Below are 15,718 nucleotides of genomic sequence, written 5' to 3'. Positions count from 1 at the left end.
ACGATCATGAGCAACAACACCCTGGAACTGGCGCGGCGCCAATTGCTGGCACCCGCGGAACTCGACGAGGCCGGTCTCGGCGATGCCCTGGCCCGACTGACCAGCGCACGGGTCGACCATGCGGATCTCTATTTCCAGTTCACTCGCCACGAAGGCTGGTCGCTGGAAGACGGCATCGTGCGCGATGCCACCCACAGCATTGACCAGGGCGTGGGTGTGCGCGCCGTGTCGGGCGAAAAGACCGGCTTTGCCTATGCTGACGAAATTCATTCGGCGGCCCTGCTGGAAGCGGCCGGCACCGCCCGGGCGATTGCGCGTTCCGGTGGCAATGCCAGCCTGCCGGCCTGGCAGCAGCGCGAGGGCCGCTCGCTGTATCTTCCCGACAATCCCATGGACGCCATGGCCTCTGCCGACAAGGTGCAGCTGCTGCAGTCGGTCGACAAGGCGGTGCGGGCGATGGACCCGCGCATCAAGCAGGTAATGATCTCGCTGGCGGGCGAGCACGACACGGTGCTGGTTGCCGCCAGTGACGGCACCATGGCCGGTGACGTGCGACCGCTGGTGCGCTTCAACGTGTCGGTCATTGTCGAGCAGAACGGTCGCCGCGAGCAGGGCTATGCCGGTGGTGGTGGCCGGGTGTCGTATGAAGAGTTTCTCAAGGGCGACAAGGCAATGGACATCGCCCGCGAGGCAGTACGTTCGGCAATGGTGAATCTCGAGGCCGAGGAAGCGCCGGCGGGTACCATGACCGTCGTGCTCGGTCCGGGCTGGCCCGGCGTGTTGCTGCATGAAGCGATAGGCCATGGCCTGGAAGGCGACTTCAACCGCAAGGGCACGTCCGCCTTCTCGGGTCGCATCGGCGAGCGCGTGGCGAGCGAGTACTGCACCATTGTCGATGACGGCACGCTGGAGAATCGACGGGGGTCGTTGAATGTCGATGACGAGGGCATGCCGACCAACTGCACCACCCTGATCGAGAACGGCATCCTCAAGGGCTACATGCAGGACCGCACCAATGCGCGCCTGATGGGCGTCGCGCCGACCGGCAACGGTCGTCGTGAATCCTATGCCCATCTCCCGATGCCGCGCATGACCAACACTTACATGCTGAACGGCCCGCACGATCCCGAGGAAATCATCCAGTCGGTGGACAAGGGCCTGTACGCGCACAACTTCGGTGGTGGCCAGGTCGACATCACTTCCGGCAAGTTCGTGTTCTCGGCCAGCGAGGCCTACCTGATCGAGAACGGCAAGATCACGCGACCGGTGAAGGGCGCGACCCTGATCGGCAACGGTCCCGACGTGCTGACCCGGGTATCCATGGTTGGCAACGACCTCGAACTCGATGCCGGCGTCGGCACCTGCGGCAAGGACGGCCAGGCCGTGCCGGTCGGTGTCGGCCAGCCGACGTTGCGGGTCGATGGCCTGACGGTGGGTGGCACGGGGCACTGAGAAACCTGCAATGCAAAAAAAAGACCGCGCCTCGGCGCGGTCTTTGCGTTCTGCATCGATGAACGTCAATCCTTGTCGCGCAGCTCCAGCAGGTGCTTGAGGCGCGTCATCAGTTCGGCCCGCGACTGGCTGGTCAGCGTGGCATGCCCCAGCTTGCGTCCCGGTCGTGGCTCCTTGCCGTAGTCGTGGTAGTGCGCGCCGGGAATTTCCAGCACCGGTTCGACGGCCGGCATGGTGCCGATGAAATTGATCATCGCGGCATGGCCGGTCGGCGCGGTGTCGCCCAGCGGCAGGTCGAGGATGGCGCGGATGTGATTCTCGAACTGGCTGGTGACCGCAGCTTCGATGGTCCAGTGCCCGGAGTTGTGTACCCGCGGCGCCATTTCGTTGGCAATCAGCTTGCCATCGGCTTCGAAGAACTCGATGGTCAGCACGCCGGCGTATTCGAACTGCTCGAACAGGCGTTCCATGTGACGCTCCGCCAGGCCCTGCAGGTTCCGGTCTTCGTAAGGCGCAACGCTGTAGCTGAGGATGCCGTCGAAGTGCGTGTTCTCGGACAGCGGGTAGAAGCGGGTATCACCGCTGACGCTGCGCGCGCCGATCAGTGACACTTCGCGATCGTAATCGACAAAGCCTTCGAGAATGCAGGGCACGTCGCCGATCTCTTCGAACGCCGGTCTGACGTCCTCGGGCTTTCTCAGCACGCGCTGGCCCTTGCCGTCGTAGCCCATGCGGCGGGTTTTCAGGACTGCCGGCAGGCCGATGCGGTCGACGGCAGCATCGAGATCATCCAGCGAATCGATCGCGGCAAAGGGCGCGGTCGGGATGTCGATGGAGCGAAACAGTTCCTTTTCGTCGAGCCGGTCCTGTGCCTTCTCCAGCAGGTCCACCGAGGGGCGGAACGGCTTGCTGACACCTTCACGCACGGCATCGACCGAGACGTTTTCGACATCGAAGGTCACGATGTCGACTGCCTCGGACAGCTCCTTGAGCTTCACCGGGTCGTTGAACTCGCCCAGGATGATGTCGCCGACCTGGCCGCCGGGCGCGTCCTTGCTCTTGTCGAGGAAGACGAACCGCAGGCCGAGCGGGTAACCCGACAGGGCCAGCATGCGGCCAAGCTGGCCGGCGCCGACAATGCCTACAATCGGGCGAGTATTGGCCTTGGCAAAAGAACGGGATGACGAGTCACTCATCGGGAACTCCGAAAAGGTGCAGTGGAATCAGGCGCGGGGATCGGGCTTGGACAGGACCTTGTCCGTCTGCGCGGCACGGTACCTGTCCAGCGCCTCGCGAATGTCCGGGTAGTGGTTCGCCAGCATGCTGGCTGCCAGCAGTGCGGCATTGATGGCACCGGCCTTGCCGATGGCCAGCGTACCCACCGGAATGCCGGCGGGCATCTGGGCGATGGACAGCAGGGAGTCCATGCCATTGAGTGCTTTCGATTGCACGGGAATGCCGAGTACGGGCAGGGACGTCTTGGCCGCAGCCATGCCAGGCAAGTGCGCGGCACCGCCGGCGCCTGCAATGATGACTTCCAGTCCACGTTCGCGTGCCGAGCCGCAATACTCGAACAGCAGGTCGGGCGTACGGTGCGCCGACACCACGCGAACTTCGTGGGGAATATCCAGTTTTTCCAGGATGTCGACACCGTGCTGGAGGGTTTCCCAGTCCGAGGTCGAGCCCATGATCACGCCGACTAGTGGTTTCATCCGCGTATTCTACTCGGAGTTACGGAGTACTTGAACCCTTGCTGCGGGGGCGCGTCTCAGGCCTCGAACAGCTCCCTGAGCAGCTTGAACAGCTTGCGGGCGGCCTTCGGTGTCCCGCCGCTTTTTTTCTCGGCCTGGGCCTGGCGGATCAGTTGCCGCAACTGCTGGCGATCGGCCGAAGGCTGTTCCGCCAGCAAGGCGTCAAGTGCGGGGTCGCCCTCGGCGATCAGGCGTTCGCGCCAGTCTTCCAGGCTGTGATGGGCGCGGGCACTGGCGAGATGGGCCTGGTCGATACTGGCCACGGCCTGTTCGATCCCGCTGGCATCGATCTGGCGCATGATCTTGCCTATCAGCAGCCGCTGGCGGCGCAGGGCCCCATGGGCCTTCATGTTGCGGGCGGCATCGACAGCGTCCTTGAGGGCCTCCGGCAATTCGAGCTTGTCGTATTCGCCTTGCTTCAGGCTGATCAGGCGCTCGCCCAGCGCCTGCAGGGCCTTGGCGTCACGCTTGCGCGCCGAGCGGGAAGGGCCCCAGTCCTCGTTGCCTTCGTCATGCTCATCGTCGAAATCGGGCCAGTCTTCGCTCATGGTCGGGTTGTTCCAGTTCGAGTCCAGGGTGCAGGCAAGCTAGAATGCGGACTTTGCCACGCAATGAAGCGGACTACCAAGCATGAATGCCGACAACGCTCCCGATCTCATGAAGCAGGATCTTGCCATCAGCGAATTCACCCTCGGTGAATCGGAACTCAAGGACATCGCCGCAACGGTCCTGAAACTGGCCGCCGAGCGTGGCGCCAGCCAGGCCGAGGTGTCGGTGTCGCTGGGCTCCGGCCTGGAGCTCGGCGTGCGATTGGGCGATGTCGAGACCCTGGAACGTACCCGCGACAGGGGCCTTGGCGTGACGGTGTACTTCGGCAAGCGCAAGGGCACGGCGAGCAGCACCGACCTCTCGCCGGACGCGATTCGCGAAACGGTCGAGGCCGCCTGCACCATTGCGCGTTACACCGCCGAGGACCGGCACGCCGGACTGGCCGATGCCGAACTGATGGCCACCGACTTTCCGGATCTCGATGTCTGGCACCCCTGGGCACTGGATATCGAAACTGCGATCGATATCGCGCTGCGCTGCGAGGCGGCAGCGCGCGACGTGGACCCGCGTATCGAAAATTCCGATGGTGCCTCGCTTTCCAGCCAGGCGGGCATGCGGGTGTACGCCAATTCGCATGGCTTCATGGGCGCACACCGCGGCACCTCGCATTCGCTGTCCTGTGCCGTGCTGGCGAAAGCCGGTGACGAAATGCAGCGCGACTACTGGTACGACAGCGTGAGGAATGCCGCGGACATGGCCGACGCGGAGGCTGTCGGTCGTCGCGCCGGCGAACGCACGGTCGCGCGACTCGGTTCACGGCGACTGCCGACCGGCAAGCTGCCGGTAATGTATTCGCCGGAAGTGGCGCGCAGCCTGGTCGGGCATTATCTCGGCGCCATGCGTGGCACCTCGCAGTATCGTGAAAGCAGTTTCCTGCTGGGTGCTGCCGGCCAGCAGGTCTTTCCGGAATTCATGAACATCGACGAACGACCGCGCATGCCGAATGCGGCCAGCAGCGCCAGCTTCGACAGCGAAGGTGTCGCAACTCGCGACAAGGCGCTGGTCGAGAACGGTGTCCTGCAGACCTACCTGCTGGGCAGTTACTCCGCGCGCCGACTTGGCCTGCAGACGACCGGCAATGCCGGTGGCGTGCGCAACGTCCGGGTGCACCCGGGCAGCATGGATTTCGCTGCGCTGTGCAAGGACATGGACAAGGGCTTGCTGGTTACCGAGCTGATGGGCCAGGGCGTGAATGGCGTGACGGGTGATTACTCGCGTGGCGCCAGCGGCTTCCTGGTCGAGAATGGCGAGATCGTGCATCCGGTCGAGGAGATCACCATCGCCGGCAACCTGCTGGACATGTATCGCAACATCCGTGCGGCAGGCAGCGACATCGATACCCGTGGCAACATCCAGGTCGGCTCGCTGCTGATCGACGGCATGACGATTGCCGGTGAATGATCGATAAATCCGAGGTGCTAGGCATGCGCGCAATCTTCCTCTCCCTGCTGGTTTCAATCTCGATGCTCCCGGCTGCCGATGCAGCTGAAAGAGAACGCGAACTTGCATTGGCGATCCATGGTGGCGCAGGCACCATCCTTCGCAAGGACATGACGCCGGAACGTGATGCCGAATACCGAGCTGCGCTGAATGCGGCACTGGATGCCGGATGGCATGTGCTTGATGGTGGTGGCAGCAGTCTCGACGCTGTCGAAGCAGCAATCCTGGTCATGGAGGATTCGCCGCTGTTCAACGCCGGCAAGGGGGCGGTATTCACCTGTGCAGGCACGAACGAACTTGACGCGGCAATCATGGACGGCCGCAATCGAAATGCCGGTGCGGTCACCGGCGTGAAGGCCGTGCGCAATCCGATCCTGCTGGCGCGGCGGGTCATGGAGGAATCACCGCATGTGCTGTTGAGTGGTGCCGGTGCGGAGAGCTGGGGCCGGGCGCATGGCATCGACATGGTCGATCCCGCGTATTTCTTTACCGAGCGTCGCTGGCAGGCATTGAAGAGCGTGCAGGCCAGGCAGGGCAGCAATGGCTGCATCGATGACGCCGCAGTGCTGGCGGGTGATGATCCGCGTGCTTTCGGCACGGTGGGGGCGGTTGCGCTGGATGCTGATGGCAACCTTGCCGCGGCCACGTCGAGCGGCGGCATGACCAACAAGCGCTTCGGCCGGATCGGTGACGTGCCGCTTGTCGGCGCCGGCACCTATGCCGACAATCGCACGGCCGCGATCAGCGCGACCGGACATGGCGAGTATTTCATTCGCGCCGTCGTGGCGCATGATATTGCTGCACGAATGGCATACAAGGGTGACTCGCTGGAGTCGGCGGCGCGTGCCACGATCCACGACAACATGGGCAAGGTGGGTGATGCGACCGGCACCGGCGGTGTGATTGCTGTCGACGCCAGGGGGAACATCGTCTTCGATTTCAATTCCGAGGGCATGTACCGCGGTTTCATCCACTCGTCCGGTTACCGTGGAACGGCGATCTACGGTGACGAGGACATGCAGTCGGAGCCGCTCGCCGACTGACGACACTCAGCCCTTGATGCCCTCGAGTGCATCGACCAGCCGGTCGACATCTTCCAGCGCGTTGTAGTGCGCGAACGACACTCGAACCACACCGTCGGCAGGTTCCAGCCCGAACTGTTCGATCAACCGCTTCGCATGGAAATTGCCGAAGCGGGCAGCAATGTGCTGTTGCTCCAGCTGCTGCACGACATCCTGCGATTTCCTTCCCGCGATGGTGAACGAGATGATGGGCAGTCGCTGTGCCGGATCGGCCGAGCTGCTGCCGAGAATGGTGATGTCCTCGCGAGCGTCCAGGTAGTCGAGCAAGCGCCGCGCCAACTGGCTTTCATGGTCGGCAATGGCGGCCCAGGCAATGGTGCGGTCGCCCGTACCACCCTGGTGTTCATCCAGCGCAGACAGGTAATCCGGAATGGCCGCCGATCCCCAGGTCAGTTCGTAGTTCGCACCGCCGGGCTGGAACTTGTAGGGGAGGTAGTCGTTGGCGACGAACTCGTGGTTGATGCCGGGCAGGTCGAGCAACAGCTGCCGCTTGCCCCAGAGCAGCCCGGCATGCGGCCCGAAGGTCTTGTAGAGGCTGAACACGTAGAAGTCGGCATCCAGCTCGCGCACATCGACCGGGCGATGCGGTGCATAGGCGACGCCATCGACGAAAAGCTTTGCACCAGCGGCGTGCACCTTGTCGGCAACCTCGCGCACCGGCTCGATGTTGCCGACGATATTGGAACAATGTCCGAGGCAGACCAGCCGCGTCCGGTCATTCAGCAACGCATCGAGATCATCGAGATTCATCGTGCCATCCGGGCCGGCCATCCAGGTGCGAATGACGGCACCCTGCTTTGCCAGCCTGAGCCAGGGCGTGCGATTGGCTTCGTGGTCCATGCTGGTGACGATGATCTCGTCACCCTCGACAAGCGTGTCACCGAAGCTGATGGCGAGCCGCAGGGTCAGTGCCGAGGCCGAAGGCCCGACAATGACTTCCTGTTCATGACCGGCATTGATCCATTTTGCCAGCTTGGCAATGGCTTCTGACTGGCGGTCGGCGGCGAGCTTCGAGCGCGGGTAGCTCGCACCGATCTGCACGGGCGTGCTCCTGAGGTATTCCGCCGTGCGCTCGATCACTTCCTCGAGCACGAACGCGCCGCCGGCGTTGTCGAAAAACAGCCACGGCTGTTCCCCCTGTGGCCCGTGATCCCCTGCATGGGGCTCGAGGCCGGCAAAGGCGTTGCGCACGAATTCGAGGTCAAGTGGCAGGGGATTGTCGGGCAGGCTCATGCGATTCCGGTCCTTGATTGAACATAAAGGGTGAGCTGTCAGCCATGGCTGACAGCGCATGTGCCGGATGGCCGATTACCGCTTGCCGGCAGGGGGCTATGCTACCGATGACGCCATCCACAGGGAACCCGAGTGGCAACGAATCCCGTCAAGATTGTCGAATCCAGCCCGCCCAGCGAGAACAGCTCCTTCAACGAGGAACACTTGCTGGCGGACATTCGTGGCTTCGAGGATGAACTGCAGAAACTCGAGCATGCCGACGACGTGCGTTCGGTTGCCATGCGCAAGGTTTACGTCAACCTGCTGGAACATCGCCGTCGCCTGCTGGAGGCCGTGCGCAACGGCCACCCGGAAGACTGGCTCAAGTATTCCTGAGCGGTATCGCGCGTCAGTTCCTTTCTTCGCTATCGACAAGATCTCGCAGGGTCTTGCCCTTCAGCAATTCAATTGCATCCGATTCCAGTGCGTCCAGAACCTTTCCGACAGCCTGGCTTTTCGGCACGCTGCCATCGTCATGATCCAGTTCCGGATCGGTGCGTCGCACCGCCGCCAGGATGTCGATGACAGTGATGACGTCGAGGTCGGTTCCCGGGATGAATTCCGGCACGTCGGCATCCGTCACCAGCAGCAAGCCGGCACGTTCCAGTCTCGAAGTGATGGAGGCGATCGAATCGCCCGGTATCCGCAGGTGCTCCGTCAGCGAGTCCATGGTCAGGAGCGTCTTCCGATCATGGAAACGCTTGCCGACCTGGTACATCACTTCCAGTGCCAGCTGTTCGCGCAGCGCGTTTGACAGCATCAGCCGCGAGCGGGACTTCATGATGAAACGCGGGTTCTGCGCATAGAAAGCCACTTGCGCGCCGGACAACAGGATCAGCCAGCTCAGGTACAGCCAGATCATGAAGATCAGCACGATCGCAAAGCTCGAGTAGATCGCAATGTAATTTGTCGAGGAAGCAATGAACCGTGCGAACAACCAGCCTGCCGTCTGCCAGACGATGCCGCCAACGATCGCGCCGATCAGTGCGGGCTTCAGCTTGACCCGGGTGTTCGGAATGAACTGGTAGACAAAGGTGAACGCGGCGATCACGAACAGGTAGGGCAGCAGTGTCGATGCCTTCAGAATCAACGTGCCGAACGGCTCGATAGCCAGGATCTTCTGTACCACTGTCGCGTTCGATGCAGAGCCGGTGATACCGAGTGCCAGTGCGATCAGCAGGGGGCCGATCAGGATGACGCTCAGGTAGTCGCTGAAGCGGCGCGCGAAGCTGCGGGGTTGCTGTACCCGCCAGACATGGTTGAACGACGCCTCGACTTTCTGAACCAGCGATATGATCAGGTAGATCAACAGCGCAAGGCCGACCGAGCCGAGGACGTCGGCACGTACGTTGTCGATGAAGCCCATGATGCGGTCGCCGAGTTCCTCGCCCTTCGGTCCGAGCGTTGTCAGGGACTCGTACAGCAAGGGCCGCAGGCGATCGGCCAGGCCGATGCCCTTGAGCACGGAAAAACTGAATGCCAGCAAGGGCACCAGCGACAGCAGCGTGGTGTACACCAGGCTCATGGCGCGCAGGTTCAGCTGCCCCTCGCCCAGGTCGCGGATCACGACGAACGCGATCCTGCCGGTTTTCGTCAGGATGCGATCCCAGGCCGGCAGCGACTCCAGGGGACGATCCCAGAGCAGGTCCTGTAGCTTCTTGCCAAAGCTGGTCAACATCGCCTTTCCTCTGCTGCTATGAGTCAGCTGGCGCGCTTCGCGTCGATGCGGCGCGCGAACTCCTCGAGTATGGCACGATACAGCGCATCCTTCAGGTGGGCGTCCTCGACGCCTGCTTCAAGATTAGGATTGTCGTTGATCTCGATGACATACACCTTGTTGCCGTTCTGCTTGATGTCGACACCATAGAAGCTGTCACCGATCAGGCCGGCCGCAGCGACTGCCGTTTTGACGACCGCTTCCGGCGCTTCCTCGATCGGCAGGGTGCGATAGCCACCTTCGGAAAAGCTTCCACCTTTCTTGTGATCGACAATCTGCCAGTGGTTCTTCGACATGAAATACTGGCAGGCAAACAGCGGTTTCCTGTTCAGCACGCCGATGCGCCAGTCATACTCGGTATAGAGGTATTCCTGCGCCAGGATCAGGTCCGATTCCCTGAACAGCTTGGTGGTGATTTCTTCCAGCTCCCGTCGGTTGGCCGCCTTGTAGACACCGCGCGAGAAAGAGCCATCGGGGATTTTCAACACGACGGGGTAGCCCAGTGCCTCGGCCTGCTGCAGCATGCCTTCCTGCAACACGACCGTGCGTGGCGCCGGCAGCCGATTCGCCCGCAGCAGTTCGGCGAGGTAGACCTTGTTGGTGCAGAGGAGGATGGACTCGGGATCGTCGATAACCACCACGCCTTCGGATTCCGCCTTGCGGGCGAAGCGATAGGTGTGATGGTTGATGCGCGTGGTCTCGCGAATGAACAGGCCATCGAACTCGGCGATGCGGGCGTAATCCTTCTTGCCGATGATCTCGAGGTAGAAACCCATGGTCTTGCCGACACGTTCAAGGTGCTTCAGCGCACGCAGGTCCGATGGTGGCAACGGGTCGTCCGGGTTGAACAGCACGGCCAGGTCGTAGCGAGAGCTGCCGCGCGACTTTCGATTTCGCCATGGCTTGCTGATGAAGCTTTCCAGTGCGTTGATGAAGCGCGTCCGCTGTCCTGCTTTCAATTGCGTCAATGAACCGGCACGCACCGAGAAGATCTTCCAGCCGCCGTCCTTGCGCAATTCGATGCGCAGGATGGGGCAGGAAAAGGCTTCGAAGATTTCCCGCGCCAGTTCGGCAAGATGGGCCGGTGCGCCCTCGTCCAGCCGGCCGAAGAACAGCCAGAGTTCCAGCTTGTCCTCGCTGACCTTCTTCATCGCCTTCTGCAGGCGCTCGTGCAGGTCCTCGGCTTCCAGCTGGTACAGGGACTTTCTCATAAGGTCGGAGAGCGTGCGTACCGAGGGCAGCATGCGATGCCGGCGCGCTTGTGCGAGCAGGGAACAGTAGTAGCCCGTGGTCTGGTAGCCGAAGCTGCGGCACAGGTTGAGCACCTTGACGCCTCGCCGGGCGTAGTCGGGGCTCGACAGGTACTCGCGTGCCGTAACCACCGGATAGGCCGGATAGTCGCTTTTCCAGTCACTGGCCTTCTCGACGACAATCAAGTGGCGGGGGAGGCTTTCCCTGGTGGTCTTGTTCATTGTGCCTTTCGAATGATCAATGCAGCACGCTGGGCATTGCGACCGTAGCGCGCCATGTTGGCAAAGGTGTCGCGGCGAATCGGCATGTCGCTGGCATCCAGCAAGGTCTTGCCTTCTTCGCTGTCGATGTAGGGATCGTGGGTGTAGACGAAACGGTCGTCGAATCCGGTGATGACTACCCAGTGTGGAAACTTCTCGCGATACAGCTGCCAGGAGCTGATCAGCACCAGGGCAATGCCACCGGCATCGTGAGCGGCTTCGAGTGTTTCCAGCGTGGCGGGTTCGAAACTGACCGGGATGCCACGTCGCGCAATTTCTTCGGCCATGTCTTCGTGCACCAGGCGAATGACTTCCTTCTTCTCTTCGCTGCGCACGGTGTCGACGAACAATGCCGCCGGTTCGCTCACAAAAACCTCTACATCGAAACCGCGATGCGCAGCTCCGAGCGCCAGGCCATAGGGACCGCAACCACCATGACCGGAGGTCATGAAAATGGTCGTGCTTTCGCGCCAGAGGCGCAGCTCCAGTTTGCGATCGAGCGGGATCGATTCATCCAGAGCGCGCATGGCCATCATCAGCGCGGCCGGTCCGCAGGTGAATTCGGTGGTCTGGGCATAATGCGGCACGCGCGAGATGGCTGGCTTGAGGTGCCTGCCCAGCGATTTTTCCATGCGCAGCGCATCGGCGTCGTCTTCGTAGTAGTGCGCAATGCTGTCGAAGGGCTCGTAGCCGGCCTGCTGGTAGAGGGCAGCGGCCGCCGAATTGTCATCACGAATTTCGAGACGCATGAACACGCAGCCGCGTTCGACGGCAGCAGCCTCTCCCGCTTCGAGCAATCGACCGCCGATGCCCTTGCCGCGAAAGTCGGTATCGACGGCGATGGAATAGAGGCGCGCGAGCTGGGTGCCACGGTGGTAGAGCACCAGCACGTAGCCGGCCAGGACGTCGTTCTCGCAGGCAACGAGAAGATCGGCGTGGGCCTTGTCGATCATGCGGCGAAAGCTGCGGCGGGACAGGCGATCCGTTTCGAAGGCGCGGCTTTCCAAGGCGACCAGCGCATTGATGTCTTGACGTATGGCGGCGCGGATCATGATCCCTCCATGACCCTTGTTGGTCACCGGGAACGGGACCAAGGCGCGCGAATAATGGCAGGTATTTGCGGCTTTGCAAGAGGAAATTGAGGCCGGTCCGGGAGGGTCCGGAATCGGGCTCAAACGGGGTGGCGGCGCAGTACCGGTTCGTCCATCTGGCCGAGCTGTTCGCGCAGGTCGTTCAGCTGTTCTTCCCAGTAGCGCGGGGTGTTGAACCAGGGGAAGGCGGGCGGGAAGGCCGGGTCGTCGAAACGCTTCGCCAGCCAGGCCATGTAGTTGATCATGCGAAGCCCGCGCAGCGGTTCGATCAGGCCGAGCTCGGCTGCGTCGAAGTCGTGGAATTCCTCGTAGCCGTCCAGCAGGGTCCAGAGCTGCTGCTCGCGATCCAGTCGCGAGCCGGACAGCAGCATCCAGAGATCCTGTACCGCTGGCCCGGTGATGCAGTCGTCGAGGTCGACGAAGTGCGGCCCGGCATCGGTCCAGAGGATGTTGCCGGGATGGCAGTCGCCATGCAGGCGCAGCGAGGTGAACGCCACGCGTTCGAACCCTTCCCGGCAACGCAGCAGGATCTGCTCGGCGGTGGTTACGAAATTTTCGGCGAGGTAATCCGGCAGCCAGTCGCCTTTCTCGAGGAAAGCGAGGCTGGCTTCGCCGCCACTGGCATCGACCAGTGCCGGGCGATGCTGGAAAGGTCTCGCGGCGCCAACGGCATGGATACGCCCGAGGAAGCGCCCCAGCCATTCCAGGTGGTCGTGGTCGTCCAGCTCCGGTGCGCGACCACCGTGGCGGGTGAATACCGAGAACAGGAAATCCTGGTGTTCGAACAGGGTCTTTCCCGCTCGTTCCAACGGGGGTACGAGCGGAATCTCGGCGGCGGCCAGTTCCAGCGCAAAGGCATGCTCTTCCAGGATCTGTTCGCGGGACCAGCGGGCGGGCCGGTAGAACTTCACGACCACGGGCAGGGCATCCTCGATGCCCACCTGGTAGACGCGGTTCTCGTAGCTGTTCAGCGCCAGCAGGCGACCATCCGTGACGAAGCCCAGCGAATCCACGGCATCCAGCACGACGTCCGGTGTCAGGGCGTCGTAAGGGTGGGCCCCGGGGCGGGCTGTGCTATGGTTTTCGCCTTTCATCGGCGCGATGCTAACAGAGACTCATGACCGAAGCGGCCAAATATCCCGAGCGAATCGTCTGCCTCACCGAGGAGACCACCGAGACCCTCTACCTGCTGGAAGAGGACTGGCGCATTGTCGGCATCTCCGGCTTCACCGTCCGCCCGCCTCGAGCGCGCAAGGAAAAGCCGAAGGTTTCGGCCTTCACCTCAGCCAAGATCAACAAGATCATCGATTTGAAACCCGACCTGGTGCTGGCCTTTTCCGACCTGCAGGCGGACATTGTTGCCGACCTGGTCAAGCAGGGTCTTAACGTGCACGTCTTCAACCATCGTTCGGTTGCCGAGATCCTGCAGATGATCCGCGTGCTCGGCGGCATGATTGGTGTTCAGGGCAAGGCGGAAGAGCTGGCGTCGAATCTCGAAGCCGGCCTGGAAGAGATACGCAGCGCGGCAGCGAGTCTGAAAAAGCGCCCGCGGGTGTATTTCGAGGAATGGGACGAGCCGATGATCTCCGGGATCCGCTGGGTGTCGGAACTGGTCGAGATTGCTGGCGGCCAGGACATCTTCCCCGAGAACGCGCGCATGCCACTGGCCAAGGATCGCATCCATGCCGATGGCTCTGCCGTCATCGAACGCCAGCCGGACATCATTTTCGGTTCCTGGTGCGGCAAGAAATTCCGCCCCGAGAAAGTCGTTGCCCGCCAGGGTTTCGGCGCCATTCCCGCCGTGCAGCACAACGACCTTTACGAAATCAAATCCGCCATCATCCTGCAGCCGGGCCCGGCGGCACTGATGGAAGGCGTGCAGGAAATCCACAAGCACATCAAGGCGTGGGCTGAATGAAAAACCCGGCTTGCGCCGGCTTTCTCATATCTTGGACTGTTACCTGGTCAGTCTTTCCCTGTGAGCCTTTCCAGCGCTTCCTGGTATTTTGCCGCGCTCTGCTGCATCACTTCTTCGGGAACCTTCGGTCCCGGTGCGGTCTTGTCCCAGTCCAGCGTTTCCAGGTAGTCGCGCACGAACTGCTTGTCATAGCTCGGCGGCGAGATGCCGGGCTGGTAAGTGTCGGCCGGCCAGAAGCGCGAGGAGTCCGGCGTCAGCATTTCATCGATGATGTAGAGCTTGCCGTCCTTGTCGGTGCCGAACTCGAACTTGGTGTCGGCGATAATGATGCCGCGCTCGCGGGCATAGTCGGAAGCGAACTGGTAGATCTGCAAGGTCGCTTCGCGAACCTTGTTCGCCAGTTCTTCACCGACGAGCTCAACCACCTTGTCGAAATCGATGTTTTCGTCATGGTCGCCGACGGCAGCCTTGGTGGCCGGTGTGAAGATCGGTTCCGGCAGCTTGTCGGCAAGCTGCAAGCCTTCGGGCAATGCAATGCCGCAGATGGTGCCGGTCGCCTGGTAGTCCTTCCAGCCCGAGCCAATGATGTAACCACGCACTACAGCCTCTACGGGAAGGGCATGCAGCGAGCGTACGACAACGGCACGACCTTCGACCTGCGTCGCTTCTTCTGCGGTCAGCACATCGGTCAGCGGCACATCGAGAATGTGGTTGTCGATGATGTGTTTCGTCTTGTCGAACCAGAAGTTCGAGACCTGGGTCAGCACGCGACCCTTGCCCGGTACCGGGTCCGGCAGGATGACATCGAACGCCGAGAGACGATCCGAGGCGACCACCAGCAGGCGCTCTTCATCGATACGGTAGACGTCGCGAACCTTGCCGCGGTGGATCAGCTCCAGCGAGGGCAGGTCGGACTGGTACAGAGCGCGGGGCGCGGTCATGGCGGTCTCCGGACGGGCATGGACTTGGGGCTTCGGAAGCCGCGTATTCTGAGGAATTCCGCCTCCCGAGTCCAGATGTGACGCCCTGGCCGCAGCGCCCGACTGGAGCATTGCCGCGCGCGTTAAAGACCGATAATATGTCTTTCTCGTCAATGACTTGGGTGCCTTGCTTAATGCTTGGAATGATTCGCCAACAAGGACATGCGCTGCACGGCAGCCTGGCCGCATTGCTGCTGGCCAGCTTGCTGCTGACCGCGCTCGCCCCCTGCCTGGCGATGGCCCATGACGAGCCAGCAGCCATGAGCCCTGCGCACATGGACCCGGCATCCATGAACATGGGCCACGCCATGCACGACATGGACATGTCGTCCATGGCATCGATGGAAGCCTGCCCGCACTGCGACAGTGTCGACAGCAGTTGCGTCGATGCGATGCAGGATTGCAGCGAACAACCGGCCGCCCTGCTGGGCACGCCCGATATCGAGCTTTCCCCGGCAGTGCCCGTCGAGGCTGTAACGCCTCCTGTTGCAGCGCTGCGCGAGCTGCCGGTTCCAGCAACCCGTTCACCGCCTTGCCCACCCAGTGGCAGGGACCTGCACGTCCTGATCTGCTCCTTCCAGGAATGACCTCTCCTCTCGAGTGACCGGCTGCCGCGAGGCAGGCGGCTAGTTGCGCATGCTTGCGTTGATCGTGAGAGGAGTATTCAAAAATGACCATTTCGAGGTCCACCGGGACCCTGCTGCTGGGCTGCATCCTGGCCAGTGCTGTTCAGGCCACTGCCGCACAGGCGAGCGAACCGTTGACCCTGTCCGAGGCAGAGACGATTGCCATCGAACGCGATGCCGTCGGCGAACAATTGCGACTGGAAGCGACCGCTGGCCGTGAGGCGGCGCAGGCTGCTGCCGTCCTGCCGGATCCGGAAATCCGCTTCGGT

Annotated in this window: 16 protein-coding genes; 7 read left to right on the top strand and 9 right to left on the bottom strand. The window is 62.3% G+C overall.

Annotation, left to right across the window (positions count from 1 at the left end):
- Positions 1-6 precede the first annotated feature (6 nt).
- The gene (tldD, locus tag R3217_03640) at positions 7-1,452 is read left to right on the top strand and encodes a metalloprotease TldD (protein ID MDX1454527.1); all 1,446 of its coding nucleotides are present in this window, start codon (positions 7-9) and stop codon (positions 1,450-1,452) included.
- A gap of 65 nt (positions 1,453-1,517) precedes the next feature.
- Here the strand turns inward: tldD and R3217_03635 are convergent, their stop codons facing one another.
- From R3217_03635 to yjgA, 3 genes are read right to left on the bottom strand one after another with little or no spacing between them, the layout of a single operon-like run.
- Positions 1,518-2,648, bottom strand: coding sequence for a 5-(carboxyamino)imidazole ribonucleotide synthase (locus tag R3217_03635; GenBank protein MDX1454526.1), 1,131 nt, complete (start codon positions 2,646-2,648; stop codon positions 1,518-1,520).
- A gap of 27 nt (positions 2,649-2,675) precedes the next feature.
- Entirely contained in the window at positions 2,676-3,164 is a 489-nt protein-coding gene (purE, locus tag R3217_03630; protein ID MDX1454525.1) for a 5-(carboxyamino)imidazole ribonucleotide mutase, read from the bottom strand.
- 56 nt (positions 3,165-3,220) lie between these two features.
- The gene (yjgA, locus tag R3217_03625) at positions 3,221-3,751 is read right to left on the bottom strand and encodes a ribosome biogenesis factor YjgA (protein MDX1454524.1); all 531 of its coding nucleotides are present in this window, start codon (positions 3,749-3,751) and stop codon (positions 3,221-3,223) included.
- 109 nt (positions 3,752-3,860) lie between these two features.
- Between yjgA and pmbA the strand changes: the two genes are divergently transcribed.
- Positions 3,861-5,213 (top strand): metalloprotease PmbA, encoded by a 1,353-nt coding sequence (gene pmbA / locus R3217_03620; GenBank protein MDX1454523.1) that lies wholly within the window; start codon positions 3,861-3,863, stop codon positions 5,211-5,213.
- A gap of 23 nt (positions 5,214-5,236) precedes the next feature.
- Positions 5,237-6,295, top strand: coding sequence for an isoaspartyl peptidase/L-asparaginase (locus R3217_03615; GenBank protein ID MDX1454522.1), 1,059 nt, complete (start codon positions 5,237-5,239; stop codon positions 6,293-6,295).
- A gap of 6 nt (positions 6,296-6,301) precedes the next feature.
- Here the strand turns inward: R3217_03615 and R3217_03610 are convergent, their stop codons facing one another.
- Positions 6,302-7,567, bottom strand: a complete 1,266-nt coding sequence (locus R3217_03610) for an aminotransferase class V-fold PLP-dependent enzyme (protein ID MDX1454521.1) — start codon at positions 7,565-7,567, stop codon at positions 6,302-6,304.
- Positions 7,568-7,699: 132 nt separating this feature from the next.
- Between R3217_03610 and R3217_03605 the strand changes: the two genes are divergently transcribed.
- Positions 7,700-7,942 carry a hypothetical protein gene (locus R3217_03605; protein MDX1454520.1) on the top strand — a complete coding sequence of 81 codons (243 nt, stop codon included), beginning with the start codon at positions 7,700-7,702 and terminating at the stop codon, positions 7,940-7,942.
- A gap of 13 nt (positions 7,943-7,955) precedes the next feature.
- Here R3217_03605 and R3217_03600 read toward each other — a convergent pair whose 3' ends face one another.
- From R3217_03600 to R3217_03585, 4 genes are all read right to left on the bottom strand, one after another.
- Positions 7,956-9,284, bottom strand: a complete 1,329-nt coding sequence (locus tag R3217_03600) for a YihY/virulence factor BrkB family protein (protein MDX1454519.1) — start codon at positions 9,282-9,284, stop codon at positions 7,956-7,958.
- 23 nt (positions 9,285-9,307) lie between these two features.
- Positions 9,308-10,795, bottom strand: a complete 1,488-nt coding sequence (locus R3217_03595; protein ID MDX1454518.1) for a RimK family protein — start codon at positions 10,793-10,795, stop codon at positions 9,308-9,310.
- The gene (locus R3217_03590) at positions 10,792-11,886 is read right to left on the bottom strand and encodes a GNAT family N-acetyltransferase/peptidase C39 family protein (protein MDX1454517.1); all 1,095 of its coding nucleotides are present in this window, start codon (positions 11,884-11,886) and stop codon (positions 10,792-10,794) included. The genes R3217_03595 and R3217_03590 overlap by 4 nt, the downstream gene beginning before the upstream one ends.
- Positions 11,887-12,005: 119 nt before the next feature.
- Positions 12,006-13,019 carry a serine/threonine protein kinase gene (locus R3217_03585; GenBank protein ID MDX1454516.1) on the bottom strand — a complete coding sequence of 338 codons (1,014 nt, stop codon included), beginning with the start codon at positions 13,017-13,019 and terminating at the stop codon, positions 12,006-12,008.
- 23 nt (positions 13,020-13,042) lie between these two features.
- Here R3217_03585 and R3217_03580 point away from each other — a divergent pair, with 23 nt between their 5' ends.
- Positions 13,043-13,843: an ABC transporter substrate-binding protein gene (locus tag R3217_03580; GenBank protein MDX1454515.1), complete on the top strand. Its 801-nt coding sequence runs from the start codon at positions 13,043-13,045 to the stop codon at positions 13,841-13,843.
- Positions 13,844-13,890: 47 nt separating this feature from the next.
- Here R3217_03580 and R3217_03575 read toward each other — a convergent pair whose 3' ends face one another.
- On the bottom strand, positions 13,891-14,784 hold the full coding sequence (locus R3217_03575; protein ID MDX1454514.1) for a phosphoribosylaminoimidazolesuccinocarboxamide synthase: 894 nt from the start codon (positions 14,782-14,784) through the stop codon (positions 13,891-13,893).
- A 173-nt stretch (positions 14,785-14,957) separates the two neighbouring features.
- Here R3217_03575 and R3217_03570 point away from each other — a divergent pair, with 173 nt between their 5' ends.
- Positions 14,958-15,410 carry a hypothetical protein gene (locus R3217_03570; protein ID MDX1454513.1) on the top strand — a complete coding sequence of 151 codons (453 nt, stop codon included), beginning with the start codon at positions 14,958-14,960 and terminating at the stop codon, positions 15,408-15,410.
- An 83-nt stretch (positions 15,411-15,493) separates the two neighbouring features.
- On the top strand, positions 15,494-15,718 hold a 225-nt coding region (locus tag R3217_03565), incomplete at its 3' end, for a hypothetical protein (protein ID MDX1454512.1).

The organism is Gammaproteobacteria bacterium (genome assembly GCA_033720895.1).
GTDB lineage: Bacteria > Pseudomonadota > Gammaproteobacteria > Natronospirales > JAJUFS01 > JAWWBS01.
This window is presented reverse-complemented; position numbering and strand designations above follow the sequence as displayed.

What these genes read in the sequence shown, in the direction of transcription:
- R3217_03590 (MDX1454517.1), bottom strand. Translation starts at nt 11,886, where the DNA reads ATGATCCGCGCCGCCATACGTCAAGACATCAATGCGCTGGTCGCCTTG.
- R3217_03580 (MDX1454515.1), top strand. Translation starts at nt 13,043, where the DNA reads ATGACCGAAGCGGCCAAATATCCCGAGCGAATCGTCTGCCTCACCGAG.
- R3217_03595 (MDX1454518.1), bottom strand. Translation starts at nt 10,795, where the DNA reads ATGAACAAGACCACCAGGGAAAGCCTCCCCCGCCACTTGATTGTCGTC.
- R3217_03585 (MDX1454516.1), bottom strand. Translation starts at nt 13,019, where the DNA reads ATGAAAGGCGAAAACCATAGCACAGCCCGCCCCGGGGCCCACCCTTAC.
- R3217_03610 (MDX1454521.1), bottom strand. Translation starts at nt 7,567, where the DNA reads ATGAGCCTGCCCGACAATCCCCTGCCACTTGACCTCGAATTCGTGCGC.
- R3217_03615 (MDX1454522.1), top strand. Translation starts at nt 5,237, where the DNA reads ATGCGCGCAATCTTCCTCTCCCTGCTGGTTTCAATCTCGATGCTCCCG.
- R3217_03600 (MDX1454519.1), bottom strand. Translation starts at nt 9,284, where the DNA reads ATGTTGACCAGCTTTGGCAAGAAGCTACAGGACCTGCTCTGGGATCGT.
- tldD (MDX1454527.1), top strand. Translation starts at nt 7, where the DNA reads ATGAGCAACAACACCCTGGAACTGGCGCGGCGCCAATTGCTGGCACCC.
- R3217_03635 (MDX1454526.1), bottom strand. Translation starts at nt 2,648, where the DNA reads ATGAGTGACTCGTCATCCCGTTCTTTTGCCAAGGCCAATACTCGCCCG.
- R3217_03570 (MDX1454513.1), top strand. Translation starts at nt 14,958, where the DNA reads ATGCTTGGAATGATTCGCCAACAAGGACATGCGCTGCACGGCAGCCTG.
- yjgA (MDX1454524.1), bottom strand. Translation starts at nt 3,751, where the DNA reads ATGAGCGAAGACTGGCCCGATTTCGACGATGAGCATGACGAAGGCAAC.
- purE (MDX1454525.1), bottom strand. Translation starts at nt 3,164, where the DNA reads ATGAAACCACTAGTCGGCGTGATCATGGGCTCGACCTCGGACTGGGAA.
- R3217_03575 (MDX1454514.1), bottom strand. Translation starts at nt 14,784, where the DNA reads ATGACCGCGCCCCGCGCTCTGTACCAGTCCGACCTGCCCTCGCTGGAG.
- pmbA (MDX1454523.1), top strand. Translation starts at nt 3,861, where the DNA reads ATGAAGCAGGATCTTGCCATCAGCGAATTCACCCTCGGTGAATCGGAA.